The 19,610-nt window shown below is 71.2% G+C and carries 18 protein-coding genes; 7 read left to right on the top strand and 11 right to left on the bottom strand.

What is annotated here, in order from left to right; all coding sequences use genetic code 11:
- Positions 1 to 101: 101 nt before the first annotated feature.
- Both HT134_RS11885 and HT134_RS11880 read right to left on the bottom strand, forming a co-directional pair.
- Positions 102 to 533 carry an NUDIX hydrolase gene (locus HT134_RS11885; RefSeq protein ID WP_175600418.1) on the bottom strand — a complete coding sequence of 144 codons (432 nt, stop codon included), beginning with the start codon at positions 531 to 533 and terminating at the stop codon, positions 102 to 104.
- 232 nt (positions 534 to 765) lie between these two features.
- Complete coding sequence (locus HT134_RS11880) at positions 766 to 1,617, bottom strand: bifunctional methylenetetrahydrofolate dehydrogenase/methenyltetrahydrofolate cyclohydrolase (RefSeq protein ID WP_175600417.1); 852 nt, start codon at positions 1,615 to 1,617, stop codon at positions 766 to 768.
- A gap of 277 nt (positions 1,618 to 1,894) precedes the next feature.
- Between HT134_RS11880 and HT134_RS11875 the strand changes: the two genes are divergently transcribed.
- Complete coding sequence (locus tag HT134_RS11875) at positions 1,895 to 2,809, top strand: ROK family protein (RefSeq protein WP_175600416.1); 915 nt, start codon at positions 1,895 to 1,897, stop codon at positions 2,807 to 2,809.
- A 21-nt stretch (positions 2,810 to 2,830) separates the two neighbouring features.
- On the opposite strand, the gene HT134_RS11870 is transcribed toward HT134_RS11875, so the two are convergent.
- The 3 genes from HT134_RS11870 to purN all read right to left on the bottom strand — a co-directional run bounded on the left by HT134_RS11870 (position 2,831) and on the right by purN (position 5,266).
- On the bottom strand, positions 2,831 to 3,013 hold the full coding sequence (locus tag HT134_RS11870; RefSeq protein WP_175600296.1) for a hypothetical protein: 183 nt from the start codon (positions 3,011 to 3,013) through the stop codon (positions 2,831 to 2,833).
- Positions 3,014 to 3,095: 82 nt separating this feature from the next.
- Entirely contained in the window at positions 3,096 to 4,640 is a 1,545-nt protein-coding gene (gene purH / locus HT134_RS11865; RefSeq protein WP_175600415.1) for a bifunctional phosphoribosylaminoimidazolecarboxamide formyltransferase/IMP cyclohydrolase, read from the bottom strand.
- Entirely contained in the window at positions 4,637 to 5,266 is a 630-nt protein-coding gene (purN, locus tag HT134_RS11860) for a phosphoribosylglycinamide formyltransferase (protein ID WP_312888087.1), read from the bottom strand. Before purN ends, purH begins: the two co-directional genes overlap by 4 nt.
- Positions 5,267 to 5,340: 74 nt before the next feature.
- On the opposite strand from purN, the gene HT134_RS11855 reads away from it, so the two are divergent.
- The 3 genes from HT134_RS11855 (at position 5,341) to HT134_RS11845 (ending at position 7,057) form a co-directional block, all read left to right on the top strand.
- Positions 5,341 to 5,760, top strand: a complete 420-nt coding sequence (locus HT134_RS11855; protein WP_312888086.1) for a hypothetical protein — start codon at positions 5,341 to 5,343, stop codon at positions 5,758 to 5,760.
- A 750-nt stretch (positions 5,761 to 6,510) separates the two neighbouring features.
- Positions 6,511 to 6,687 carry a hypothetical protein gene (locus HT134_RS11850; RefSeq protein ID WP_175600413.1) on the top strand — a complete coding sequence of 59 codons (177 nt, stop codon included), beginning with the start codon at positions 6,511 to 6,513 and terminating at the stop codon, positions 6,685 to 6,687.
- Positions 6,688 to 6,703: 16 nt separating this feature from the next.
- Positions 6,704 to 7,057 (top strand): YbaB/EbfC family nucleoid-associated protein, encoded by a 354-nt coding sequence (locus tag HT134_RS11845; RefSeq protein WP_175600412.1) that lies wholly within the window; start codon positions 6,704 to 6,706, stop codon positions 7,055 to 7,057.
- On the opposite strand, the gene HT134_RS11840 is transcribed toward HT134_RS11845, so the two are convergent.
- The 4 genes from HT134_RS11840 to sucC all read right to left on the bottom strand — a co-directional run bounded on the left by HT134_RS11840 (position 7,058) and on the right by sucC (position 12,242).
- Complete coding sequence (locus HT134_RS11840; RefSeq protein WP_175600411.1) at positions 7,058 to 8,014, bottom strand: hypothetical protein; 957 nt, start codon at positions 8,012 to 8,014, stop codon at positions 7,058 to 7,060.
- Positions 8,015 to 8,300: 286 nt separating this feature from the next.
- Entirely contained in the window at positions 8,301 to 9,941 is a 1,641-nt protein-coding gene (locus HT134_RS11835) for a cell division protein PerM (RefSeq protein ID WP_175600410.1), read from the bottom strand.
- Positions 9,942 to 10,181: 240 nt separating this feature from the next.
- Positions 10,182 to 11,057 carry a succinate--CoA ligase subunit alpha gene (gene sucD, locus HT134_RS11830; RefSeq protein ID WP_175600409.1) on the bottom strand — a complete coding sequence of 292 codons (876 nt, stop codon included), beginning with the start codon at positions 11,055 to 11,057 and terminating at the stop codon, positions 10,182 to 10,184.
- A gap of 3 nt (positions 11,058 to 11,060) precedes the next feature.
- A complete protein-coding gene (sucC, locus tag HT134_RS11825) occupies positions 11,061 to 12,242 on the bottom strand; it encodes an ADP-forming succinate--CoA ligase subunit beta (RefSeq protein ID WP_175600408.1) in 1,182 nt (393 codons plus the stop codon).
- Between the two features lie 779 nt (positions 12,243 to 13,021).
- Here sucC and HT134_RS11820 point away from each other — a divergent pair.
- Positions 13,022 to 13,918: a hypothetical protein gene (locus HT134_RS11820; protein ID WP_175600407.1), complete on the top strand. Its 897-nt coding sequence runs from the start codon at positions 13,022 to 13,024 to the stop codon at positions 13,916 to 13,918.
- A 117-nt stretch (positions 13,919 to 14,035) separates the two neighbouring features.
- Here HT134_RS11820 and galE read toward each other — a convergent pair whose 3' ends face one another.
- Positions 14,036 to 15,019 carry a UDP-glucose 4-epimerase GalE gene (galE, locus tag HT134_RS11815; RefSeq protein WP_175600406.1) on the bottom strand — a complete coding sequence of 328 codons (984 nt, stop codon included), beginning with the start codon at positions 15,017 to 15,019 and terminating at the stop codon, positions 14,036 to 14,038.
- Positions 15,020 to 15,308: 289 nt separating this feature from the next.
- Between galE and HT134_RS11810 the strand changes: the two genes are divergently transcribed.
- Positions 15,309 to 16,331: a L,D-transpeptidase gene (locus HT134_RS11810; RefSeq protein ID WP_175600405.1), complete on the top strand. Its 1,023-nt coding sequence runs from the start codon at positions 15,309 to 15,311 to the stop codon at positions 16,329 to 16,331.
- Between the two features lie 59 nt (positions 16,332 to 16,390).
- On the opposite strand, the gene pcrA is transcribed toward HT134_RS11810, so the two are convergent.
- Complete coding sequence (pcrA, locus tag HT134_RS11805; protein WP_175601078.1) at positions 16,391 to 18,613, bottom strand: DNA helicase PcrA; 2,223 nt, start codon at positions 18,611 to 18,613, stop codon at positions 16,391 to 16,393.
- Positions 18,614 to 18,861: 248 nt separating this feature from the next.
- Here pcrA and HT134_RS11800 point away from each other — a divergent pair, with 248 nt between their 5' ends.
- Positions 18,862 to 19,581 (top strand): PIG-L deacetylase family protein, encoded by a 720-nt coding sequence (locus HT134_RS11800; protein WP_175601077.1) that lies wholly within the window; start codon positions 18,862 to 18,864, stop codon positions 19,579 to 19,581.
- Positions 19,582 to 19,610: the final 29 nt, after the last annotated feature.

The raw sequence follows: 19,610 nt of genomic DNA, 5'->3' as shown, positions 1-19,610 counted from the left end.
TCTCACAAGCTTCCACGGCCCCGCGCCGCCGGCACACAAGGCTCAGGCCAGCGGCGGGACGACGCGGTTGAGACCCTGACTCGCTCGTAGCGCCATCCCGGTCAGAGCAGACGAATGCCGTCGTGGCTGCGGATGGCAGGCACCTGGACATGGTGCATGGCATCAAGGACCCGGACGGCGAATGCCTCGGACGCGAGCTCCCGGACCTCTTTCTCCGTGACCCAACGGAAGGCGCGGGTCTCGTCGGTCTCGGTGAGCCGGCCGCCGATGACCTTGCAGCGGAAGACCAGGGCGACGATGCCGCGGGTCATGTTCTTGTAGACACCGGTCAGGCCGACGGGTTCGACATCCAGGCCGGTTTCTTCATGGATCTCGCGGAGGAGGCCCGTGGTGATGTCCTCGTCACGTTCCAGGACGCCGCCAGGGGCTTCCCAGTGGCCGTTGTCGCGGCGTTGCGTGAGGAGTGCGCGGCCCTGGTCGTCAATGATCACACCTGCCACGCTGACCGAGTGCTGCGCGCTGTGGTGATCCATCGGGCGCCCTCCGGGCTGGGGCCGGGGGTCCGGGGGCCGGGAGGCCCCCGGTCGGGGTGCGGGGCGGAGCCCCGCTCGGAACGTCCGAGCGGAGCGAGGGCCATGCCTTTGGGGGGGGGTCGAAGGGGGCGTGATGCCCCCTGGGATGCGCTGTCCGAGCCCTTTGCGCGAAGCGCCCCTTCGTGAGGGCCTTGCCGTGAAGCCTGAAGCCTGAAGCCTTTAAGCCCTGGACCTACGCGAGGGCCTTCTCGGCGGCCTCCACCACGTTGGACAGCAGCAGCGCGCGCGTCATCGGCCCCACGCCGCCCGGGTTCGGGGTGAGGAAGCCCGCCACCTCCTCGACGTCCGCCGCCACGTCGCCGGCGATCTTGCCGTTGACGCGGGAGACGCCCACGTCGAGGACGGCCGCGCCGGGCTTGACCATGTCGCGGGTGATGAGGTCGGGGACGCCGGCCGCGGCGACGACGATGTCGGCCCGGCGGACATGGCCCGCGAGGTCCTGGGTGCCGGTGTGGCAGAGGGTCACGGTGGCGTTCTCGCTGCGGCGGGTGAGCAGCAGGCCGAGCGAGCGGCCCACGGTGATGCCGCGGCCCACCACGGCCACCTCGGCGCCCTTGATGGGCACGCCGTACTCCTGCAGGAGCAGCACGATGCCGTGGGGCGTGCAGGGCAGCGGAGCGTCGACCATGTGGACGAGCCGGCCGAGGTTGACCGGGTGCAGGCCGTCGGCGTCCTTGGCCGGGTCCATGCGCTCCAGCAGCGCCATCGTGTCGAGGTGCTTGGGCAGCGGGAGCTGGACGATGTAGCCGGTGCAGGCGGGCGAGGCGTTGAGCTCGTCGATGGCGGCCTCGACGTCGGCCTGCGTGGCGGTCTCGGGCAGGTCGACGCGGATGGAGGCGATGCCGACCTCGGCGCAGTCGCGGTGCTTGCCCGCGACGTAGATCTGGCTGCCGGGGTCGTCGCCGACGAGGACGGTGCCGAGGCCGGGCGTGACACCTCGCTCCTTGAGCGCGGCCACCCGCTTGGTGAGGTCTGTCTTGATGCGGGCGGCGGTGGCCTTGCCGTCGAGTTTCACTGCGCTCATGCCAACCCATCCTTCCATGTCGAGGCGGGAGTTCGGCAAGCCGGGGGGCACCGGTTGACATCGTTGTCATCGAGCGGCGGACGGCATAGTGTGACGCTCGCCAACCACCCGTTCACCACCCGAACCCACCGGGACGCGACGGCCTCGCCCACAGCGGAGCCGGCCGCCGCCACGCGTTCACCCGGTGGCTCGACCAGCGCGCCGAAAGGATCCGACTCGTGCCCGGACTCGACCACCCCCGCGCCCCCCGCCGGCCCGACACCCTCCGCCGGCACTGATGGGCCGCGTCCTCGCGATCGACATCGGCGGCACCAAGCTGGCCGCCGCGCTGGTGGACGCCGACGGCTCCGCAGCCCGCTCCGCGACCCGGCCGACGCCGCGTACCGAGGTCATGGCCGCCCTGGCCGGGCTGATCGGCGAGGTCGTCGGCGACGGCCCGGCGCCGCTCGCGGTCGGCATCGGCTGCGCCGGGCCGATCAACCTCGCCGACGGCACGGTCAGCCCCGTGAACATGCCGAGCTGGCGCGGGTTCCCGCTGCGTGACGAGGTGCGGCAACTGACCGGGGCGCCGGCGGTGCTCGCGGGCGACGCCCAGTGCTTCGCGCTGGGGGAGCACTGGCTCGGCTCCGGGCGGGGCAGCTCCGCGTTGCTGGGCATCGTGGTGTCCACCGGCATCGGCGGCGGACTGGTGATCGACGGCGCGCCGCTGCTCGGCCCGACCGGCAACGCCGGGCACGTCGGTCACATGACCATCGACCCGTACGGCGAGCTGTGCGAATGCGGCGGACGCGGCTGCGTCGAGCGTTACGCCAGCGGCCCCAACCTGGCGCGCTGGGCGCTGGCCAACGGCTGGCAGGCGCCCGAGGGCGAGCCCGCCGACGCGCGGACCCTGGCCGCCGGCGCCGCGAGGGGCGAGCCGGTGCCGGTGGCGGCGTTCGAGCGGGGCGCGCGGGCGCTGGCCGGGATGATCGCCTCCACGGCCGCCGCCGTCGAGGTGACCAGGGTGGTCATCGGTGGCGGCGTGTCGGCGGCCGGGCCGGTGCTGTTCGAGCCGCTGGATCGCGCGCTCGACGAGGTCGCCGGGCTGGCGTTCGTGCGGGCCGTGGAGGTGCAGCCGACCACGCTGGGTGTGCGGGCCGCGCTGGCGGGCGCGGCCCGGCTCGCGTGGGACCACTACGGCGCGACGGGCTGAGCCCGTCGGCGGGGCCGGGAGTTACTCGGCCTCGCCGGTGGCGGCGTTGCGCCGCTCGATGATCCTGCGCGTGTACGGGATGACCTCGACGAGCCGCGCGCCGAGGTAGGCGCCCACGAACGCCAGCGCGATCAGCACGAAGGGGCTCGTCGACAGGCCGTTCAACGTCACGAAGGCGTACAGGATCGAGTCGAGCAAGGCCATAGGGGCACTCCGAGGCGAGGTTTGAGGCGGGGACCACAGGGTAACCGCCCGCGCCCCGTGCTCGGAGCCCTTCTGACCTGGTTCAGTGGAAGAAGTGGCGCGTTCCGGTGAAGTAGAGCGTGATGCCCGCCTTCTCCGCGGCGTCGACGACCTCCTGGTCACGGATGGATCCGCCGGGCTCGACGACCGCCTTGACCCCGGCCGCGATCAGCACTTCGAGGCCGTCCGCGAACGGGAAGTACGCGTCGGAGGCCGCGACCGATCCGGCGGCGCGCTCACCGGCGCGGGTCACCGCGAGGCGGCAGGAGTCGACCCGGTTGACCTGTCCCATGCCAATGCCCACGGTCGCCTCGCCGGAGGCCAGCAGGATGGCGTTGGACTTGACCGAGCGGGAGGCCCGCCAGGCGAAGGCCAGGTCGGCCAGCACCTCGGGCGAGGCGGGCGCGCCCGCCTTCAGCTCCCAGCTCTCGGGCGCGTCGCCGGGCGCGTCGACCTTGTCCACGGTCTGCACGAGCAGGCCGCCGTCGATCTGGCGCCACTCGGTGGGCCGCGACGGGCCCTGCGGGCACAGCAGCAGGCGGATGTTCTTCTTCTGCGTCAGCACCGCGAGCGCCTCCTCGGCGAACGCGGGCGCGACGACGACCTCGGTGAAGATCTCCGCGATCTGGCCCGCCAGCTCGGCCGTGACCTCGCCGTTGACCGCGATCACGCCGCCGTACGCCGACACCGGGTCGCTGGCGTGGGCCTTGCGGTGCGCCTCGGCCACGTCGGCGCCCACCGCGATGCCGCACGGGTTCTGGTGCTTGATGATCGCCACGGCGGGCTCGGAGAAGTCCCAGGCCGCGCGCCAGGCCGCACTGGCGTCGAGGTAGTTGTTGTAGGACATCTCCTTGCCGTGGAGCTGCTCGGCGTTGGCCAGGCCGCCCTCGCCCTCGGTGTAGAGGGCCGCGCGCTGGTGCGGGTTCTCGCCGTAGCGCAGCGAGGTCTTCAGCGTCCAGGTCTCGCCGGCGAACGAGGGCCAGGCGTCGCCGCTCTCGGCCGCGGTGGCCGCGAACCAGTTGGCCACGGCCACGTCGTAGGAGGCGGTGTGGGAGTAGGCGAGGCCGGCCAGCCGGCGGCGCTCCTCCAGCGTGAAGCCGCCCTGGGCGAGCGCGTCGAGGACGCCGCCGTAGAAGGAGGGGTCCACCACGACCGCGCACGTGCTGTGGTTCTTGGCGGCGCCGCGGATCATCGCCGGGCCGCCGATGTCGATCTGCTCCACGCACTCGGCGTCGCTCGCGCCCGAGGCGACCGTCTGCTGGAACGGGTAGAGGTTGACCACGACGAGCTGGAACGGGTCGATCTCCAGCTCCTCGAGCTGGGCCACGTGGTGCGGCTTGGTGAGGTCGGCCAGCAGCCCGGCGTGGACGCGCGGGTGCAGGGTCTTGACCCGGCCGTCGAGGCACTCGGGGAACCCGGTGAGCTGCTCGACCTTCGTCACGGGCACGCCGTAGGACGCGATCGCGGCGGCGGTGCCGCCCGTGGAAACGATCTCCACGCCCGCGCCGTCGAGAGCCCTGGCCAGCTCCTCCAGGCCGGACTTGTCGTACACCGCGATCAGCGCGCGCCGGATGGCGATGCGTGTCACTTGGATTCCTCTCCTCTTGCGTTGCCGATGCGGACCATGCGTCCGCTGACCGTCCAGCCCTCACGGGCCATCCGGCCGACGATCTCCACGAGCAGGCGGCGCTCGACGACCTTGATGCGCTCGTGCAGCACCGCCTCGTCGTCGTCGGGCAGCACCGGCACGGCCTCCTGCGCGATGATCGGCCCCGAGTCGACGCCCGCGTCGGCCAGCATCACCGTGCAGCCCGTCACCTTCACCCCGTGCGCCAGCGCGTCGCGCACGCCGTGGGCGCCGGGGAACGACGGCAGCAGCGCGGGATGGGTGTTGAGCACCGGGTGGGCTTCCAGCGTCGGCGCGCCGAGGATCTTCATGAAGCCGGCCGACACCACGAGGTCGGGCTCGTAGGAGGAGATCCGGGCGGCGATCGCCTCGTCCCACTCCGCCCGCGTCGGGTAGTCGCCCAGTTTCTCCACGAAAGTCGGCACACCTGCCCTGGTCGCGCGGGCCAGTCCTTCGATGCCGTCGCGGTCGGCTCCGACGGCGACGACCTCCGCCCCGTACGCCGGGTCGGCGGAAGCGTCCAGAAGGGCCTGTAGGTTGGTTCCAGAGCCGGAGACGAGGACGACGAGCCGCCCAGCCTTTGACACGCGCACTCCAATGGGAAAACCGGGGTGGGCTGCCAGCGTATCCGCTCCTCGCCCGGTCACGCAGAGGAGGTCAGGTGTCGTCACCGGTGCAGGCGCCGGCGGGTCAGCAACCCGCCGATTCCGCGGGCCGCCGCGCGATCTGGTTGTCCATCGCAGCGCTGGCCATGACGTTCATGCTGCCGCTCGCCGGGCTGGTGATGGCGGCGTTCGCCCTCATGGCGGGCATCCGGGCGCTGCCCCGGCTGAAGGAGGCGGGCCGGCCCACGGGCACCGCGATCGGCGGCATCGCCGTGTCGGCCGTGGCGCTGGTCCTGTCGGCCCTGGCCACGGCGTTGCAGCTCTACCTGATGGACGAGTACTCCGCCTACCAGGAGTGCATGAAGGGCGCGGGGACCGTCTCGGCGCAGGGCGAGTGCTTCACGGCGTTCAGGGACGCGGCGCAGCGCAAGCTGCCGTCGGACGTGCTGGACGTGCTGGGCGCCGTCCAGCCCTGACGATCGCGGGCACGACCCCGCCTCCTCGGACGTCCAATACCTACACTATCCCGGCAGGTAGTGTAGGTATTATGGAGTCGCTGTTGTCCTGCGCCTACGCGACGGCACAATAGGCGCACCGACGAGGAGAACGTCATGTCCACGACAGATCCCAGCACTGGCACTCCATCCCCCTTACCTACGCCGTCGTCCACCCCGCCCCCCGCCGGGACGCCCACTCCGACTCCGACGACGTCCACGCCCACTCCGACTCCGACTCCGACTCCGACTCCGACTCCGACTCCGACTCCGACGACGTCGGCGAGCCCCACACCGAGCCCCTCCGCCCCGGATCCCACCCCCACGCCGAGCCCCTCGACACCAGACCCCACGCCCAGCCCCTCGACCCCGGACCCCACGCCGAGCGGCACGACGCCCGCTCCCACGCCGAGTCCCGCGTCTCCGGGCCCGTCATCCACGCCCACCCCGGCGTCCCCCCGTACGCCCGAGGCGTCGCCGACCTTCCCCGCTCCCCTGTACCCCCCTCCCACCATCCCCCCGCTGCCGACGTCGCCCGGCCCCGCGCACCCGGGCCTTCCGGGGTTCGACGTCCACGGGAGCACGTTCACGAAGACGGCCGGCGGGTTCACCGCCGAGCACACCGAGCTGGCGAGGGATGCCCGCGGGATTCTCGACGCCATCGCCGAGCTGGGCGACTTCGCCGGCACGGACGAGACGGCGAACACGTTCAAGCAGGGCTACTCCACGGCGTTGAGGAAGGTCGAGACGTACGTCAACGCGCTGCGCGACGTCTATCCCGAAGTCGCCGAACGGCTGGCCGGCATGAGGACCACCCTGGACATCGCGAACTGGGCCACCATCGAGTCCCTGCCGAAGGTGTCCGACCCGCCGACGTTCTCGGAGTCGGACGGAAAGCTCACACCCTGACGTTCTTGGAGACCTGATGACCACACCGGACGACGGCGCCTCGTTCTTCGACGCGGAGATGGGCCGTTTTCTCAGCCAGTTCGAAGCGGACATCCAGCCACTGGAGGAGCTGCAGGAACGTGTCAAGGCCGTTCGCGGCCGGGGCGAGGCGGCCGACGGCCTGGTACGGGCCGAGGTGCAGGCGAGCGGCGCGCTCTGCGGCCTGCGGATCGACCCGCGGGCGATGCGGCTCGGCGCCGACGCGCTGGCGGAGGCGGTGCTGGCCGCCGCGAGCGACGCCGCCGCGGACCTGACCACACAGATGGCGGGGATGATGACGGACGGCCTGACCCCGTTCGCCGACGGGATGAGGCGCTTCAACGAGGACTGACTACGGGGTCGCCGCCGGGTAGTACCCGCGCCAGCGCCTGAACTGGTCCTGGCCCGCGGCGACACCCAGCTTGGCGAGCATCTGCTGCCAGGTGGGCAGCAGGCTGAACGGGTCGTGGACCACGTCGCCGGGCCTGTTGATCACGTTCGAGGTGGTGGTGAAGATGCTGGACCCGGTCAGGAACACGACGGCGTTCCTCGCCGCCTTGTTCTCCGGCAGCAGCTTCGCGGTCTTCAGGCCTCCCGGCAGATACTTCCTGACCCACCGGAAGTTGTCCGGATCGACATGGTAGAAGACCAAGGCCGCCGCGAAGTTGTTCAACATGTACTTGCCGCGGTCGCCCCACGAGCCCGTGTCCTCGCCCCGTGCCAGCTTGAACCCGTCGACGATCACCTGGTCGAGGGCCGTGTAGGCGAGGCTGCCTCCGACGGCGAAGATGAACCGCCTCCCCACGGCGTGCTCGAACATCCTGAGCAGCAGTCGTGCCTGCTTCTTGCGTATCGCCCACTCGATCAGCACCTGGACCTTCTTGTCGATCGAGGGCCAGCAGAAGAACATCAGCAGCTCGGTCCATTGGATCATGGCCATCGTCCGCAGCGCGTGCTGAGTCCGTTCGAGCATCTCGGCGTAGTCGTCGATCGCGTCGGCCAGCCCGCGGACGTACGCGGAGACCATCGGCGGATAGGGCGCGATCTCGTCGGTGAAGTACTTCCTGAAGGCGTCGATGCCCGCGCCGTGGCTGGGCGGCCGCCACACCCTGCTCGCGACCTCCTCCACGTCGTCCAGGCTGACGTCCACCCGCCTGGCCAGCTGCCGCAGCAGCCGCGCGACCTCGCGCGCCTTGGCCGGGTCGCCGTCGGGATAGTGGACGGACAGCATCTGCAGGACCACGCCGGCGACGCCCGCGGCGGAGAGCACGAACCCGCCGATCGAGCGCGCCTTGGGGGATGGACTCACGTGACAGACCCTTTCTCCACCGCCGGACATCCCGATCTCCGAGAAGGGGACCGACGTCCGATCATCCCGCCGACATCTTGCGTCGCACCAGGCCCAGATCGATTTCCAGTATTCCATACAGGAAAATAGGGAATGAACGCGTCGCGGACACCCCTCCGGCTCACCGCGCTCCCCGCCGGGTCAGCACCGTGGGCGTGGTCGTGGTGACGCGCCGCCGCATCTCCGCGTGGCGCCGCCGGCCTCGATCGCCGCGAGCCGGCTCACGGATCGGCGGGCCGTCCAGGTTCTAGTCGCGCTCTTCGCGGTCGCGGTCCCACGCGTACGGGTCGACGTAGATGACGTGGCCGCCGCGGTCGTCCGACACGTCCACGATGTCGGTACGCGGCGCGCCCGCGCGGCCGGTCCCGGGCCGGGGCCGCGCCTGGGCGCGGGTCTCGGCCTCGGCCGAGGCGTGCTCGTCCGTCCAGTCGTCGCGGATGACCGGGATGGGCTGCGTGTCGGCCTCGGTGGCGTCGAGCCAGTGGCCGGGCAGCGGCTTGCCGTCGGACTCGGCCAGCCCCACCTTGCTCGCCGCGCGGGCGATGGCGGCCCCGGCCTTGCGCACGGGCGCCGCCGCCTTGTCCAGCGGTACGCGGGCCCGCCGGTTGAGCAGCAGGAGGTTGGTCACCCCAGCCGAGATGCCCGCCGCAACGCCCACCTCCAGCGCGACCGACAGGGCCACCTCCCACGGCGACGGGCCGACGGCCGCCAGCCTGCCGCCGCCGATCGGGCCCCCGGACAGCGCCGCGAGCACCGCGGCCACCAGGCCGGTCGTGACGCCGGTCAGGAAGCCCCACAGCGGGGCGGCCTCGTACGAGGGCGAGGGCGAGATCCGGGCGACCACCACGCCCGCCACCGCGCCGGCCGCGAACGGCAGCGCGACGACGGCCATCATCCAGGCCGGCACGGGACCGCTGTCGGGCAGCGCGCCCAGCAGCGGCAGGCTCGGCACCGTGCCGAGCTGCACGCCCGTGGGCGCCACCAGCGTGCCGGCGCCGATCGCGAAACCCGGCCCGGCGACGTACGACAGCGCCCAGATGACCACGTTGAGCAGGTACAGGATCTGCACCAGCAGGAGCAGCAGCCCGCCGACGAAGCCGGGCGACAGCACGTTCGTCAGCTCGCGCACCTGGCCGAAGTTGACCACCACGGCCACCAGCACCAGGGCGAACCCCATGAGCAGCAGCACCGCCGTGGCCACCGCCGTGCCGACGGTCAGCGCCCGCACCCGCTCCGGCAGCAGCCGCAGCATCGCCCGCCACGGGCCGATGGTGCGCGCGGTCGCGACCGAGCCGGCCAGGAACGCGAGCGTGAAGTGGCTGAGCAGCGCCTCGCCGATGAAGGGCTGGGTCACCTCGTTGCGCGCGACGAGCGCGATCAGGCCGGCCAGCAGCGCGTACGGCGCGGCCAGCGACACCCCCGCCTGGGCCACGAGCACGAGCTGCGCCCGCCGCCGGGCGTTGGCCTTCTCACGCGGGCTGTTCTTCGGCAGCCGGGCCGGCAGCCGCAGCCGCAGGTCGGCGTCGCGGGCCATCCAGCGGGCGGCGCGGTAGAGCAGGATCGCGGGCAGCACCACGAGGCCGAGCGGCAGCAGCCCGACCCGGCCGCCGGGCATCGCGAAGCCCGCGTGGTGGGCGGCCAGCCAGATCTGCGCCGCCGTGCGGAACACCCCCGGCAGGCCCGAGCCGAGCGCCCCGCTGGGCGCGGCGATCCAGCCCACCAGGGTGAGCGTGGTGAGCGCCGCCAGCCCGACCCCGAGCGTGGCCGCCGCGGCGAGCATCCCCGAGACGGGCAGCGGACGCCGGGACTCGTCGTCGTCCGAGACCCCGGGGATCTTGCCGAGGACCGAACGGGGGGCCGTCCGCAGCTGGTCGAGAAGCGCCGTCACAGTAGGCGATTTTCTCAATCTTTTCCGACCGGCGCTTGGTTGACGCGCCGCAGCGGCCAGCTTTATCCGGCTCTGCCGCCCTTTCGCGCCGTACGAGCGCGCCTTCGGGCCATGCGGACGTGCCTTCAGGCCGTACGAGTGCGTCTTCACGCCGTACGAGTGCACCGCGGGACCCCCGGGAACGCGGAAGGCCCCGCACGGCCGGAGCCGGTGCGGGGCCTTCCGCGGATGATCGCCGGGTCAGCGCGCCTGCATGATCTCGCGCATGAGCCGGGCCGTCTCGGAGGGGGTCTTGCCGACGCGGACGCCGACCTTCTCCAGGGCCTCCTTCTTGGCCTGCGCCGTGCCGGCCGAGCCGGACACGATGGCGCCGGCGTGGCCCATCGTCTTGCCCTCGGGGGCGGTGAAGCCCGCGACGTAGGCGACGACCGGCTTGGTGACGTGCTGCTCGATGTAGGCCGCGGCCCGCTCCTCGGCGTCGCCGCCGATCTCACCGATCATCACGATCGCGTCGGTGCCCGGGTCCTCCTGGAAGGCCTGGAGCGCGTCGATGTGGGTGGTGCCGATGACGGGGTCACCGCCGATGCCCACCGCGGTCGAGAAGCCGAAGTCGCGCAGCTCGTACATGAGCTGGTAGGTCAGCGTGCCCGACTTGGAGACCAGGCCGATGCGGCCCGCGGTGGTGATGTCGGCGGGGATGATGCCGGCGTTGGACGCGCCGGGCGAGGCGATGCCGGGGCAGTTCGGGCCGATGATGCGGGTCTTGTTGCCCTTGGCCACCGCGTACGCCCAGAACTCCGTGGAGTCGTGGACCGGCACGCCCTCGGTGATGACCACGCAGAGCGGGATCTCGGCGTCGATGGCCTCCTTGACGGCGTCCTTGGTGAACGCCGGGGGCACGAAGACGACCGACACGTCGGCGCCGGTCTTCTCCATCGCCTCCTTGACCGTGCCGAAGACCGGCAGGCCCTCGTGGGTGATGCCGGCCTTGCGGGCGTTGACGCCGCCGACGACGCGGGCGCCGGAGGCGAGCATGCGGCGGGTGTGCTTGGTGCCCTCGCCGCCGGTCATGCCCTGAACGATGATCTTGCTGTTCTCGGTCAGCCAGATAGCCATGTCTCACGCACCTACCGCAGCGAGCTCAGCGGCGCGCTTGGCCGCGTCGTCCATCGTGTCAACCAGCTCGACGCGCGGGAGCGCGGCGTCGGCCAGGATCTGCCGCCCGAGCTGGGCGTTGTTGCCGTCGAGGCGGACCACCAGCGGGTGGGTGACGGCCTCGCCGCGGCTCTCCAGGAGCTTGAAGGCCGCCACGATGCCGTTGGCGACGGCGTCGCAGGAGGTGATGCCGCCGAAGACGTTCACGAAGATCGACTTCACCGACGGGTCGGAGAGGATGATCTCCAGGCCGGCGGCCATGACCTCGGCCGAGGCGCCGCCACCGATGTCGAGGAAGTTGGCCGGGGACGGCTTGCCGGGGAAGGCCTCGCCCGCGTAGGCGACCACGTCCAGGGTGGACATGACCAGGCCCGCGCCGTTGCCGATGATGCCGACGTCGCCGTCGAGCTTGACGTAGTTGAGGTCCTTCTCCTTGGCCCGGGCCTCCAGCGGGTCCTCGGCGGCCTTGTCGGCGTACGCCTCGTGCTCCGTCTGGCGGAAGGAGGCGTTGTCGTCGAGCGTGACCTTGCCGTCGAGCGCCTTCACCTGGCCGTCGGCCGACAGGATCATGGGGTTGACCTCGACGAGGGTGGCGTCCTCGTCGACGAAGCAGCACCAGAGCTTCTCGATGAGCTCGGCCGCGCCGTCGAGCGACTGCTCCGGCAGGCCGCCCGCCACCGCGATCTCGCGCGCCTTGGCCCGGTCGACGCCGTCGAGGGCGGAGACGGGCACCTTGGCCACCTTCTCGGGAGAGGTGTGGGCGACCTCTTCGATGTCCATGCCGCCCGCGGCGGAGCAGATCGCGAGGAAGGTACGGTTCGCGCGGTCGAGCAGGAAGGAGAAGTAGTACTCCTCCGCGATCGCGCTGGCCTCCTCCACGAGCACCTTGTGGACCGTGTGGCCCTTGATGTCCATGCCGAGGATGGCCTGGGCCTTCTCGACGGCGTCGGCGGCGTCGTCGGCCACCTTCACGCCACCGGCCTTGCCACGCCCACCGGTCTTCACCTGGGCCTTGACCACGACGCGGCCGGTCAGCTGCTCGGCAGCCGCCCGCACCTCCTCCACGGTGTGGGCGACGATGCCCTTGGGCACCGGGATGCCGTAGTCCGCGAAGAGCTCCTTCGCCTGATGTTCGAACAGGTCCACGAGGGTCCGTCCTTGCTTATCCGACTGATGTTCGACGGCCCGGGCCACCCCGTGCGTGCCGGGCGTTTCCGCCAGTGAAGCCTAGCCCCAAGCTTGACGTCCCCTGGTCACCGGGTCGTGGATATGCCGTGATGTGACGGTGATCTCACTTGTGCACCATCTCCGCCTCCCCCGGAAGACCGGGAACGGCCAAAATCGCCCGTACAACGTCATTTACTGACAAAGCCCGCGAAGTACGGGTCTTCCGTGAGATCGCGCCCCGGCATGGCGTCAGGCCCGGCCGGTCCGGCCGCCTCAGGACGCCCGCCCGTTCCGGTCGCGGGCGCCCGCCGGCACTCCGAACCGGGGCCGGGAACCCGCGCCGCGTCCACCACCGGCGGAAGACCGTTTCGGCATCACTCGCCGCGAAAGACCTCGGCCAAGATCGAAATCAGAACGTGTTACATCCGCGTGGTCACCGAGGCGCGTCCAGGACTTCCGGAAGACGGCGCCGGAGAACGGACCGGCGAACGACCCGGGCCGGGTCTGCGCCCGGCCACGCCGCCGTCCACGGACGGGCGTCACGGACGGAAACGCCGACGTGACGCGCCACTCACGGAGCGTCGCTTTTTCTCGCCGGGCCGCGATACCGGACACGTTCTGTACGCGTTCAGAACGAGATACAACCTGCACAAGAAATACACATATTTCCCGCCACGGCGGGCCTCTCACGAGATATCCTCGTGATCTTTCTTTGCCATGATCCACGAACGTCCGAATGAGAAACGACAAGGATGGAAATGAAGCGAATCCTCACCGGCGTCGCCTTGGCGTCCACCGCCATGATCCTCTCGGCCGGCCCGGCCCTGGCCGCGCCGGTGAACCCGGTCGCCCCCGTGCAGAAGCAGTTCGTGGCGGGTCACGGCGTCAAGTTCGCCGAGCGTGTCAAGATCGTCGCCGGCGGCCAGCGGCAGGTGACCATCCGGCGTAGCGGCACCCTGGAGTTCGGCCCCTCCGGCGTCGTCGCCTCCGACGTCACCGGCCAGTTCAACATCAAGAGGGAGGACGCCGAGCGGCTCGCCGACGCCCTGAAGGAGCTGGGGGACGAGGAGTTCGGCATCGACCTCGTGACCGCTCTGACGATGCCGGAGCACATCGTCACCAAGGGCCGCTACACCTACCTCACAGGCGGCCTGTGGAGCGCCGTGTTCAACTCCAACAAGTCCTGGATCCGGGTCCCCGGCGTCCAGCCCATCGGCGCGACCACCGTGTACAGCCAGCCGCTGAACATCCTCTCCGAGCCCGCCACGCTCAAGACCCTGCTCAAGGGCGCCAAGGCGACGAAGGACGGCTACGCCGGCAAGATCCAGGCCAAGACGCTGAGCAAGACCTCCCCGATCTTCAGCGGGATCCTGGGGCTGGCCGACGGCAAGTCGTCCGTGAAGGGCGCCATCAGCTGGAAGCTCTCCGTGGACGCCAAGGGCCTGCCGACGCGGCTCGTGTCGGTCGTCCCGGCGACGGCGCTGGGCGCGAAGGACGCCAAGGGCCTGGCCATCAGCGTCGAGACCACCTTCAGCGACTGGGGCACGCCGGTGACCGTCACGGCCCCGCCGGAGCTGGAGGTCGCCAAGACCCTGGACGAGGCGATCGTGGTCCCCGGGCCGAAGACGCTCCCGCTGAGCGCCATCGCCCACTGAGAACCGGTCGCGCCCGTCTCCCCCGTGCTGGCGTGGGAGGCGGGCGCGCCGCTTGTCCGGATTCCTCCGACACGTCCGGACTCGTACGACCCGGGGGCGCGACGCCCCTCCGGGCTCCTACGACAGGCGGGAGTCGCGGACCTCGGCCCAGGCCAGCGAGTGCCTGATGCCCTCCTCCAGCGAGTAGCCCGCGCGCCAGCCCAGCAGCCGCTCGGCGAGGTCGCTGCGCGTGTACGCCCCGGCCACGTCACCCGGGCGGCGCTCCGTCTCCACCACCTCCACCGGGCGGTCCACCACGCGGTTGAACGCCTCGGCCAGCTCACGCACCGTCGTGCCCGACCCGGTGCCCAGGTTGATGACCGAGCCCTCCGGGAACAGGCCGTCGAAACGCCGCAGCGCCTCCACGTGAGCCCGCGCGAGGTCCCAGACGTGGATGTAGTCGCGGATGCCGGACCCGTCCCGCGTCGGGTAGTCGGTGCCGGTGATCCGGAACGGCGTGCCGTCCTCGTACGCCTCGATGAGCTTGCCCAGGGCGTGGCTGGGCCGCCGGAGCTGGAGCCCGGTGCGCAGCCGCGGATCGGCGCCGATCGGGTTGAAGTAGCGCAGCGACAGGATCCTGATCGGCTGGGTGGCCGCGATGTCGGCGAACATGGCCTCGCACATCGCCTTGGTCCGCGCGTACGGGCTCTGCGGGTCGAGCGGCGACCGCTCGTCCACCGTGTGGTCCTCACCGGTGCGGTAGATCGACGCCGACGAGCTGAACACCATCCGCTCGCACCCGTTGCGCAGCAGGTGGTCGACGAACTCCAGGCTCTTGGCGACGTTGGCCCGGTAGTAGCCGACCGGGTCGGCCACCGAGTCGGGCACCACGATGAGCGCCGCGCAGTGGATGACGGCCTCGATGTCGGACCGCTCGGCGAAGATCTTGTCGACCAGCGCGCCGTCGCTGATGTCGCCCTCGTAGAAGGCCCGGCCCTCGGCGAACTCGCGCCGCCCCGTCACGAGGTTGTCGAGGATCACCGGCTCGATCCCGGCGTCCAGGCACGCCGAGGCCACCGTGCTCCCGATGAACCCCGCCCCGCCGGAAATCAACACGCTCATGCCAGCCCCCTGCTCCTCATCCACCGCCCGCCGGCCTGCCCGGCGGGCTCCCCACCACGCCCCGCCGGCGATCGCCTCGGCCCGGCGGGGCCACGCGGCGCGCGCGCCGTGCCCGACCATCCTGGGCCACCGCGCGCGGCGCTGGTGACCATTCAGGGCGGCCCGGCGGCGTCGCTCCGCCACCCGCCGGACAGCGTTACGTGATCGTTACGACTTCCGGCGCTCGCGACATGCGTTTTGTTTGTCTACCTATGAGACGCATGCGAAGCACTTAGTCCTGGAGTACCCCGTGAATCCCCTCTTCCGGAAGCCGGCCCTGCTCGCCGTGGCCGCTCTGGTCTCGATGACGGCCTGCGCGGCGGAGAGCGCACCCGCGACGCGGGCACAGGCGGCCCCCGCCGTCAGCGCTCCCGCCAAGGCCGCCACAGCGGCGAGGACGCCGCTCCCCCAGGCCGCCGGCGCGGCCAAGCACGCCGCACCCAAGAAGCCCAAGCTGGAGATCGCCGACATCACGCCCATGGGCGAGACCACCGAGAAGGTCGGCGTCGGCTTCCCGATCATCGTGACGTTCGACCGGGACGTGCGCGACAAGGCGGCGGCCGAGGCGGCGCTGGAGGTGGAGGCCGAGAAGCCGGCCGAGGGCGCCTGGCGCTGGGTCTCCCCCCGCAAGGTCATCTACCGCACGAAGACGTACTGGAAGCCGCACCAGAAGGTGCTGTTCACCGCGCACCTCAGCCAGATCCCCGGCAACGAGGCCGCCGAGGACGTCTCCCGCCGCTTCGCCGTCGGCACCGCCAACATCTCGGTGGTCGACACGCGCCGGCACGTCATGAAGACCTACCGCGACGGCAAGCTCGCCAAGCGGATCCCGATCAGCGCCGGCCGCGGCGGGCTCGTGCGCAACGGCGTGGACGTGTACCTGACGACCAGCGGCACCCACCTGACCATGGGCAAGAAGCGGGTCGAGACCATGACCTCGTCCTGGATGGGCGTCACGGACCCCAAGGACCCGCAGTACTACAAGGAGGAGATCCCCTGGGCGGTGCGGATCTCCGACAGCGGCGAGTACGTGCACCAGAGCGCCGGCTACTACCAGTACCTCGGCCGCTCCAACCAGAGCCACGGCTGCGTGCGCGCCACCCCCGAGGGCGCCCGCTGGTTCTACACGATCGCCCAGCGCGGCGACGTCGTGAAGATCACCGGCACGAAGCGCAAGCTCGACTGGCGCAATGGCTGGAGCTACTGGCAGCTCAACTGGACGCAGTGGAAGCAGGGCAGCGCCCTGGGCCTCAAGATCACCAAGAAGAGCTGACGCTCCCCGTACACGGCCGGTGAGGACCGAACCTCACCGGCCGCCGCCCGTACGGGCGCTCAGAGCTTCTCCAGCGGGGCGTACGCCAGCAGCAGCGTCTTCTCTCCCCCGCTCCCGAAGTCGATCTTCACCTTGGTCTTCTCGGCCTGCCCGTCCACCGACACCACGGTGCCCAGCCCGAACGCGTCGTGCGACACCCGGTCGCCCGGGGTCAGCGACGGGAGCGCCTTGCCGCCCTTCTTCGGCGCGGCCGTCGCGGCGGCCGGCTCGCGGCGCGTCGCCGCGTTCCAGGCGGTCTTCTCCGGCGGCGTGCGCCAGTCGATGAGCCGGCCGGGCACCTCGTTGACGAACCGCGACGCCGGGTTGAACGACGGGGCGCCCCACGAGCTGCGCACCGCCGCCCGCGTCAGGTAGAGGCGCTTCTGGGCGCGCGTGATGCCGACGTAGGCCAGCCGGCGCTCCTCCTCCAGCTCCTTCGGCTCGCCCAGCGAGCGCACGTGCGGGAAGACGCCGTCCTCCATCGCCGTCAGGAACACGACCGGGAACTCCAGCCCCTTGGCCGTGTGCAGGGTCATCAGCGTCACCACGCCCTGGCCGCCGTCGGCGTCGGGGATCTGGTCGGCGTCGGCCACCAGCGACACCTGCTCCAGGAACTCGACCAGCGTGCCCTCGGGGTTGGCCTCCTCGAACTCCGAGGCGACCGAGACCAGCTCGTTGAGGTTCTCCAGACGGGACTCGTCCTGCGGGTCCTCCGACGCCTCCAGCTCGGCGCGGTAGCCGGTGGCCACCAGCACCTCCTCCGCCAGCGCGGACGGCGGCACGCCCTCGGCCTTGGCGATCAGCTCCTCCAGCATGGCCACGAAGTCGCGCACCGCGTTGAGGGAGCGGGTGGCCATGCCCGGCGCCTCGCCGGCCCGGCGCAGCCCCTCCCAGAACGTGATGCGCTCGCGCGCGGCGAACGCCTCGATCATCGCCTCGGCCCGGTCGCCGATGCCGCGCTTGGGCACGTTGAGGATGCGCCGCAGCGAGACCACGTCGGCCGGGTTGGCCAGCACCCGCAGGTAGGCCAGCAGGTCCTTGACCTCCTTGCGCTCGTAGAAGCGCACACCGCCGACCACCTTGTACGGCAGGCCGGTGCGGATGAAGATCTCCTCGAACACGCGGGAGGCCGCGTTGGTGCGGTAGAAGACGGCGACGTCGCCCGCCCGCACGCCCTCCTCGTCGGTGAGCCGGTCGACCTCCTGGGCGACGAACATGGCCTCGTCGTGCTCGTTGTCGGCGACGTACCCGACGATCTTCGGGCCGTCGCCCTGGTCGGACCAGAGGTTCTTGGGCTTGCGCGACTCGTTGCGCGAGATGACCGCGTTGGCCGCGGCCAGGATGTTCTGGGTGGAGCGGTAGTTCTGCTCCAGCAGGATCGTGCGGGCGTCGGGGTAGTCGCGCTCGAACTCCAGGATGTTGCGGATCGTCGCGCCGCGGAAGGCGTAGATCGACTGGTCGGCGTCGCCCACGACGCACAGCTCGGACTGGTCGGCGCCCGACCGCACCAGCTCGCCGTCGGCGGTGCGCAGCTCGGGCCGGCCGACCAGCTCGCGCACGAGGATGTACTGGGCGTGGTTGGTGTCCTGGTACTCGTCGACCATGACGTGCCGGAACCGCATCCGGTAGTGCTCGGCCACCTCGGGGAAGAGCTGGAAGAGCGTCACCGTGTTCATGATGATGTCGTCGAAGTCCATCGCGCCGGCCTCGGTGAGCTTGAGCTGGTAGCTCTTGTACGCCTCGGCGAGGACCTTCTCCAGGTGCGAGCCCGCCCTGTCGAGCGCGGTCTCGTAGTCGATCAGCTCGTTCTTGAAGTTGCTCACCTGGGCCGAGAACGACCTGGGCGGGTAGCGCTTGGGGTCGAGGTCCATCTCGCGGCAGACCATGGCCATCAGGCGCTGGGAGTCGGCCTGGTCGTAGATGGAGAAGCTGGAGGGGAAGCCGAGCCGCTTGGCCTCGCGGCGCAGGATCCGCATGCACGCGCTGTGGAACGTCATCACCCACATCGCCTTGGAACGCGGGCCGACGAGCTTGTCGATGCGCTCCTTCATCTCGCGGGCGGCCTTGTTGGTGAAGGTGATCGCGAGGATCTCGCCCGGGTGGACGTCGCGCTCGGCCAGCAGGTAGGCGATGCGGTGGGTGAGCACCCGCGTCTTGCCCGACCCCGCCCCCGCCACGATCAGCAGCGGGCTGCCGTGATGGATCACGGCCTCGCGCTGCTGCGGGTTGAGGCCGTCGAGCAAGGGGTGGTCAACAGAGACGTGGGTCGGCACCCACCTAGGTTATGACTCCCCGCCGACAAACGGCGCCCGGAATGCGGACCCCGGGAGCTCCGGTTGTCACGGGAAGGGAGATCCTGGAGCGTCCGGCCGAGGACGCGAGCAGAACAGGGCGTCCGGCCGGGGACGCAAGCAGAACAGGGCGTCCGGCCGAGGACGTGAGCGCGACGAGACGTCCGGTCAAGGACGCGAGGGAACGGGAAAGGACGACCATGCTGGCCGAGAGCGAGATCACCCGGGTGCTCACCGTCACGGCGCACCCCGACGACGTCGACTTCGGCGCGGCGGGGACCGTGGCGCTGTTCGGCGACAGGGGGGTCGAGGTCACGTATCTGGTGGTGACCGACGGCGACGCCGGCGGCAACGAGCGCGAGCTGGACAACTCCGGCATGGCGGAGCTGCGCCGGGCCGAGCAGACGGCCGCCGCCAAGGCCGTGGGCGTCACGGACGTGCGCTTCCTCGGCTACGCCGACGGCAGCGTGGTGCCGTCGCTGGAGCTCAGGCGCGACATCGCCCGCGTCATCCGCCAGGTACGCCCCGACCTCGTGATCACCCATCACCCGGACCGCAACTACCAGTTCATCGCCCCGAGCCACCCCGACCACCGGGCGGTGGGCGGCTCGGCCCTCGACGCGGTCTACCCGGACGCCCGCAACCCGTACGCGTTCCCCGAGCTCCTGGCCGAGGAGGGGCTGGAGGCGTGGACCGTGCGCGAGGTGTGGCTGACGGGCGGCTCGACGCCGGACCACTGGGTGGACGTGACGGACGCCATGGACCGCAAGCTGACGGCGCTGCAGTCGCACGTCAGCCAGGTGGCGCACGTGGAGGGCTTCACCGACTTCGTCAGGAGCCGCTTCGCGAGCTGGGGCGAGCGCGCCGGCTTCGGCCCGGGCCGCTACGCGGAGGGCTTCCAGGTCGTGCAGACGACCTGACCGTCACGCGGAGGGCTTCCCGGCCGGGC

The sequence above is a fragment of the Nonomuraea rhodomycinica genome (assembly GCF_013363995.1).
Taxonomy (GTDB): Bacteria; Actinomycetota; Actinomycetes; order Streptosporangiales; family Streptosporangiaceae; genus Nonomuraea; species Nonomuraea rhodomycinica.
This window is presented reverse-complemented; position numbering and strand designations above follow the sequence as displayed.

Coding starts and splice junctions, on each gene's coding strand:
- HT134_RS11885 (WP_175600418.1), bottom strand. CDS start 533: ATGGATCACCACAGCGCGCAGCACTCGGTCAGCGTGGCAGGTGTGATC.
- HT134_RS11880 (WP_175600417.1), bottom strand. CDS start 1,617: ATGAGCGCAGTGAAACTCGACGGCAAGGCCACCGCCGCCCGCATCAAG.
- HT134_RS11875 (WP_175600416.1), top strand. CDS start 1,895: ATGGGCCGCGTCCTCGCGATCGACATCGGCGGCACCAAGCTGGCCGCC.
- HT134_RS11870 (WP_175600296.1), bottom strand. CDS start 3,013: ATGGCCTTGCTCGACTCGATCCTGTACGCCTTCGTGACGTTGAACGGC.
- HT134_RS11845 (WP_175600412.1), top strand. CDS start 6,704: ATGACCACACCGGACGACGGCGCCTCGTTCTTCGACGCGGAGATGGGC.
- sucD (WP_175600409.1), bottom strand. CDS start 11,057: ATGGCTATCTGGCTGACCGAGAACAGCAAGATCATCGTTCAGGGCATG.
- HT134_RS11820 (WP_175600407.1), top strand. CDS start 13,022: ATGAAGCGAATCCTCACCGGCGTCGCCTTGGCGTCCACCGCCATGATC.
- galE (WP_175600406.1), bottom strand. CDS start 15,019: ATGAGCGTGTTGATTTCCGGCGGGGCGGGGTTCATCGGGAGCACGGTG.
- HT134_RS11800 (WP_175601077.1), top strand. CDS start 18,862: ATGCTGGCCGAGAGCGAGATCACCCGGGTGCTCACCGTCACGGCGCAC.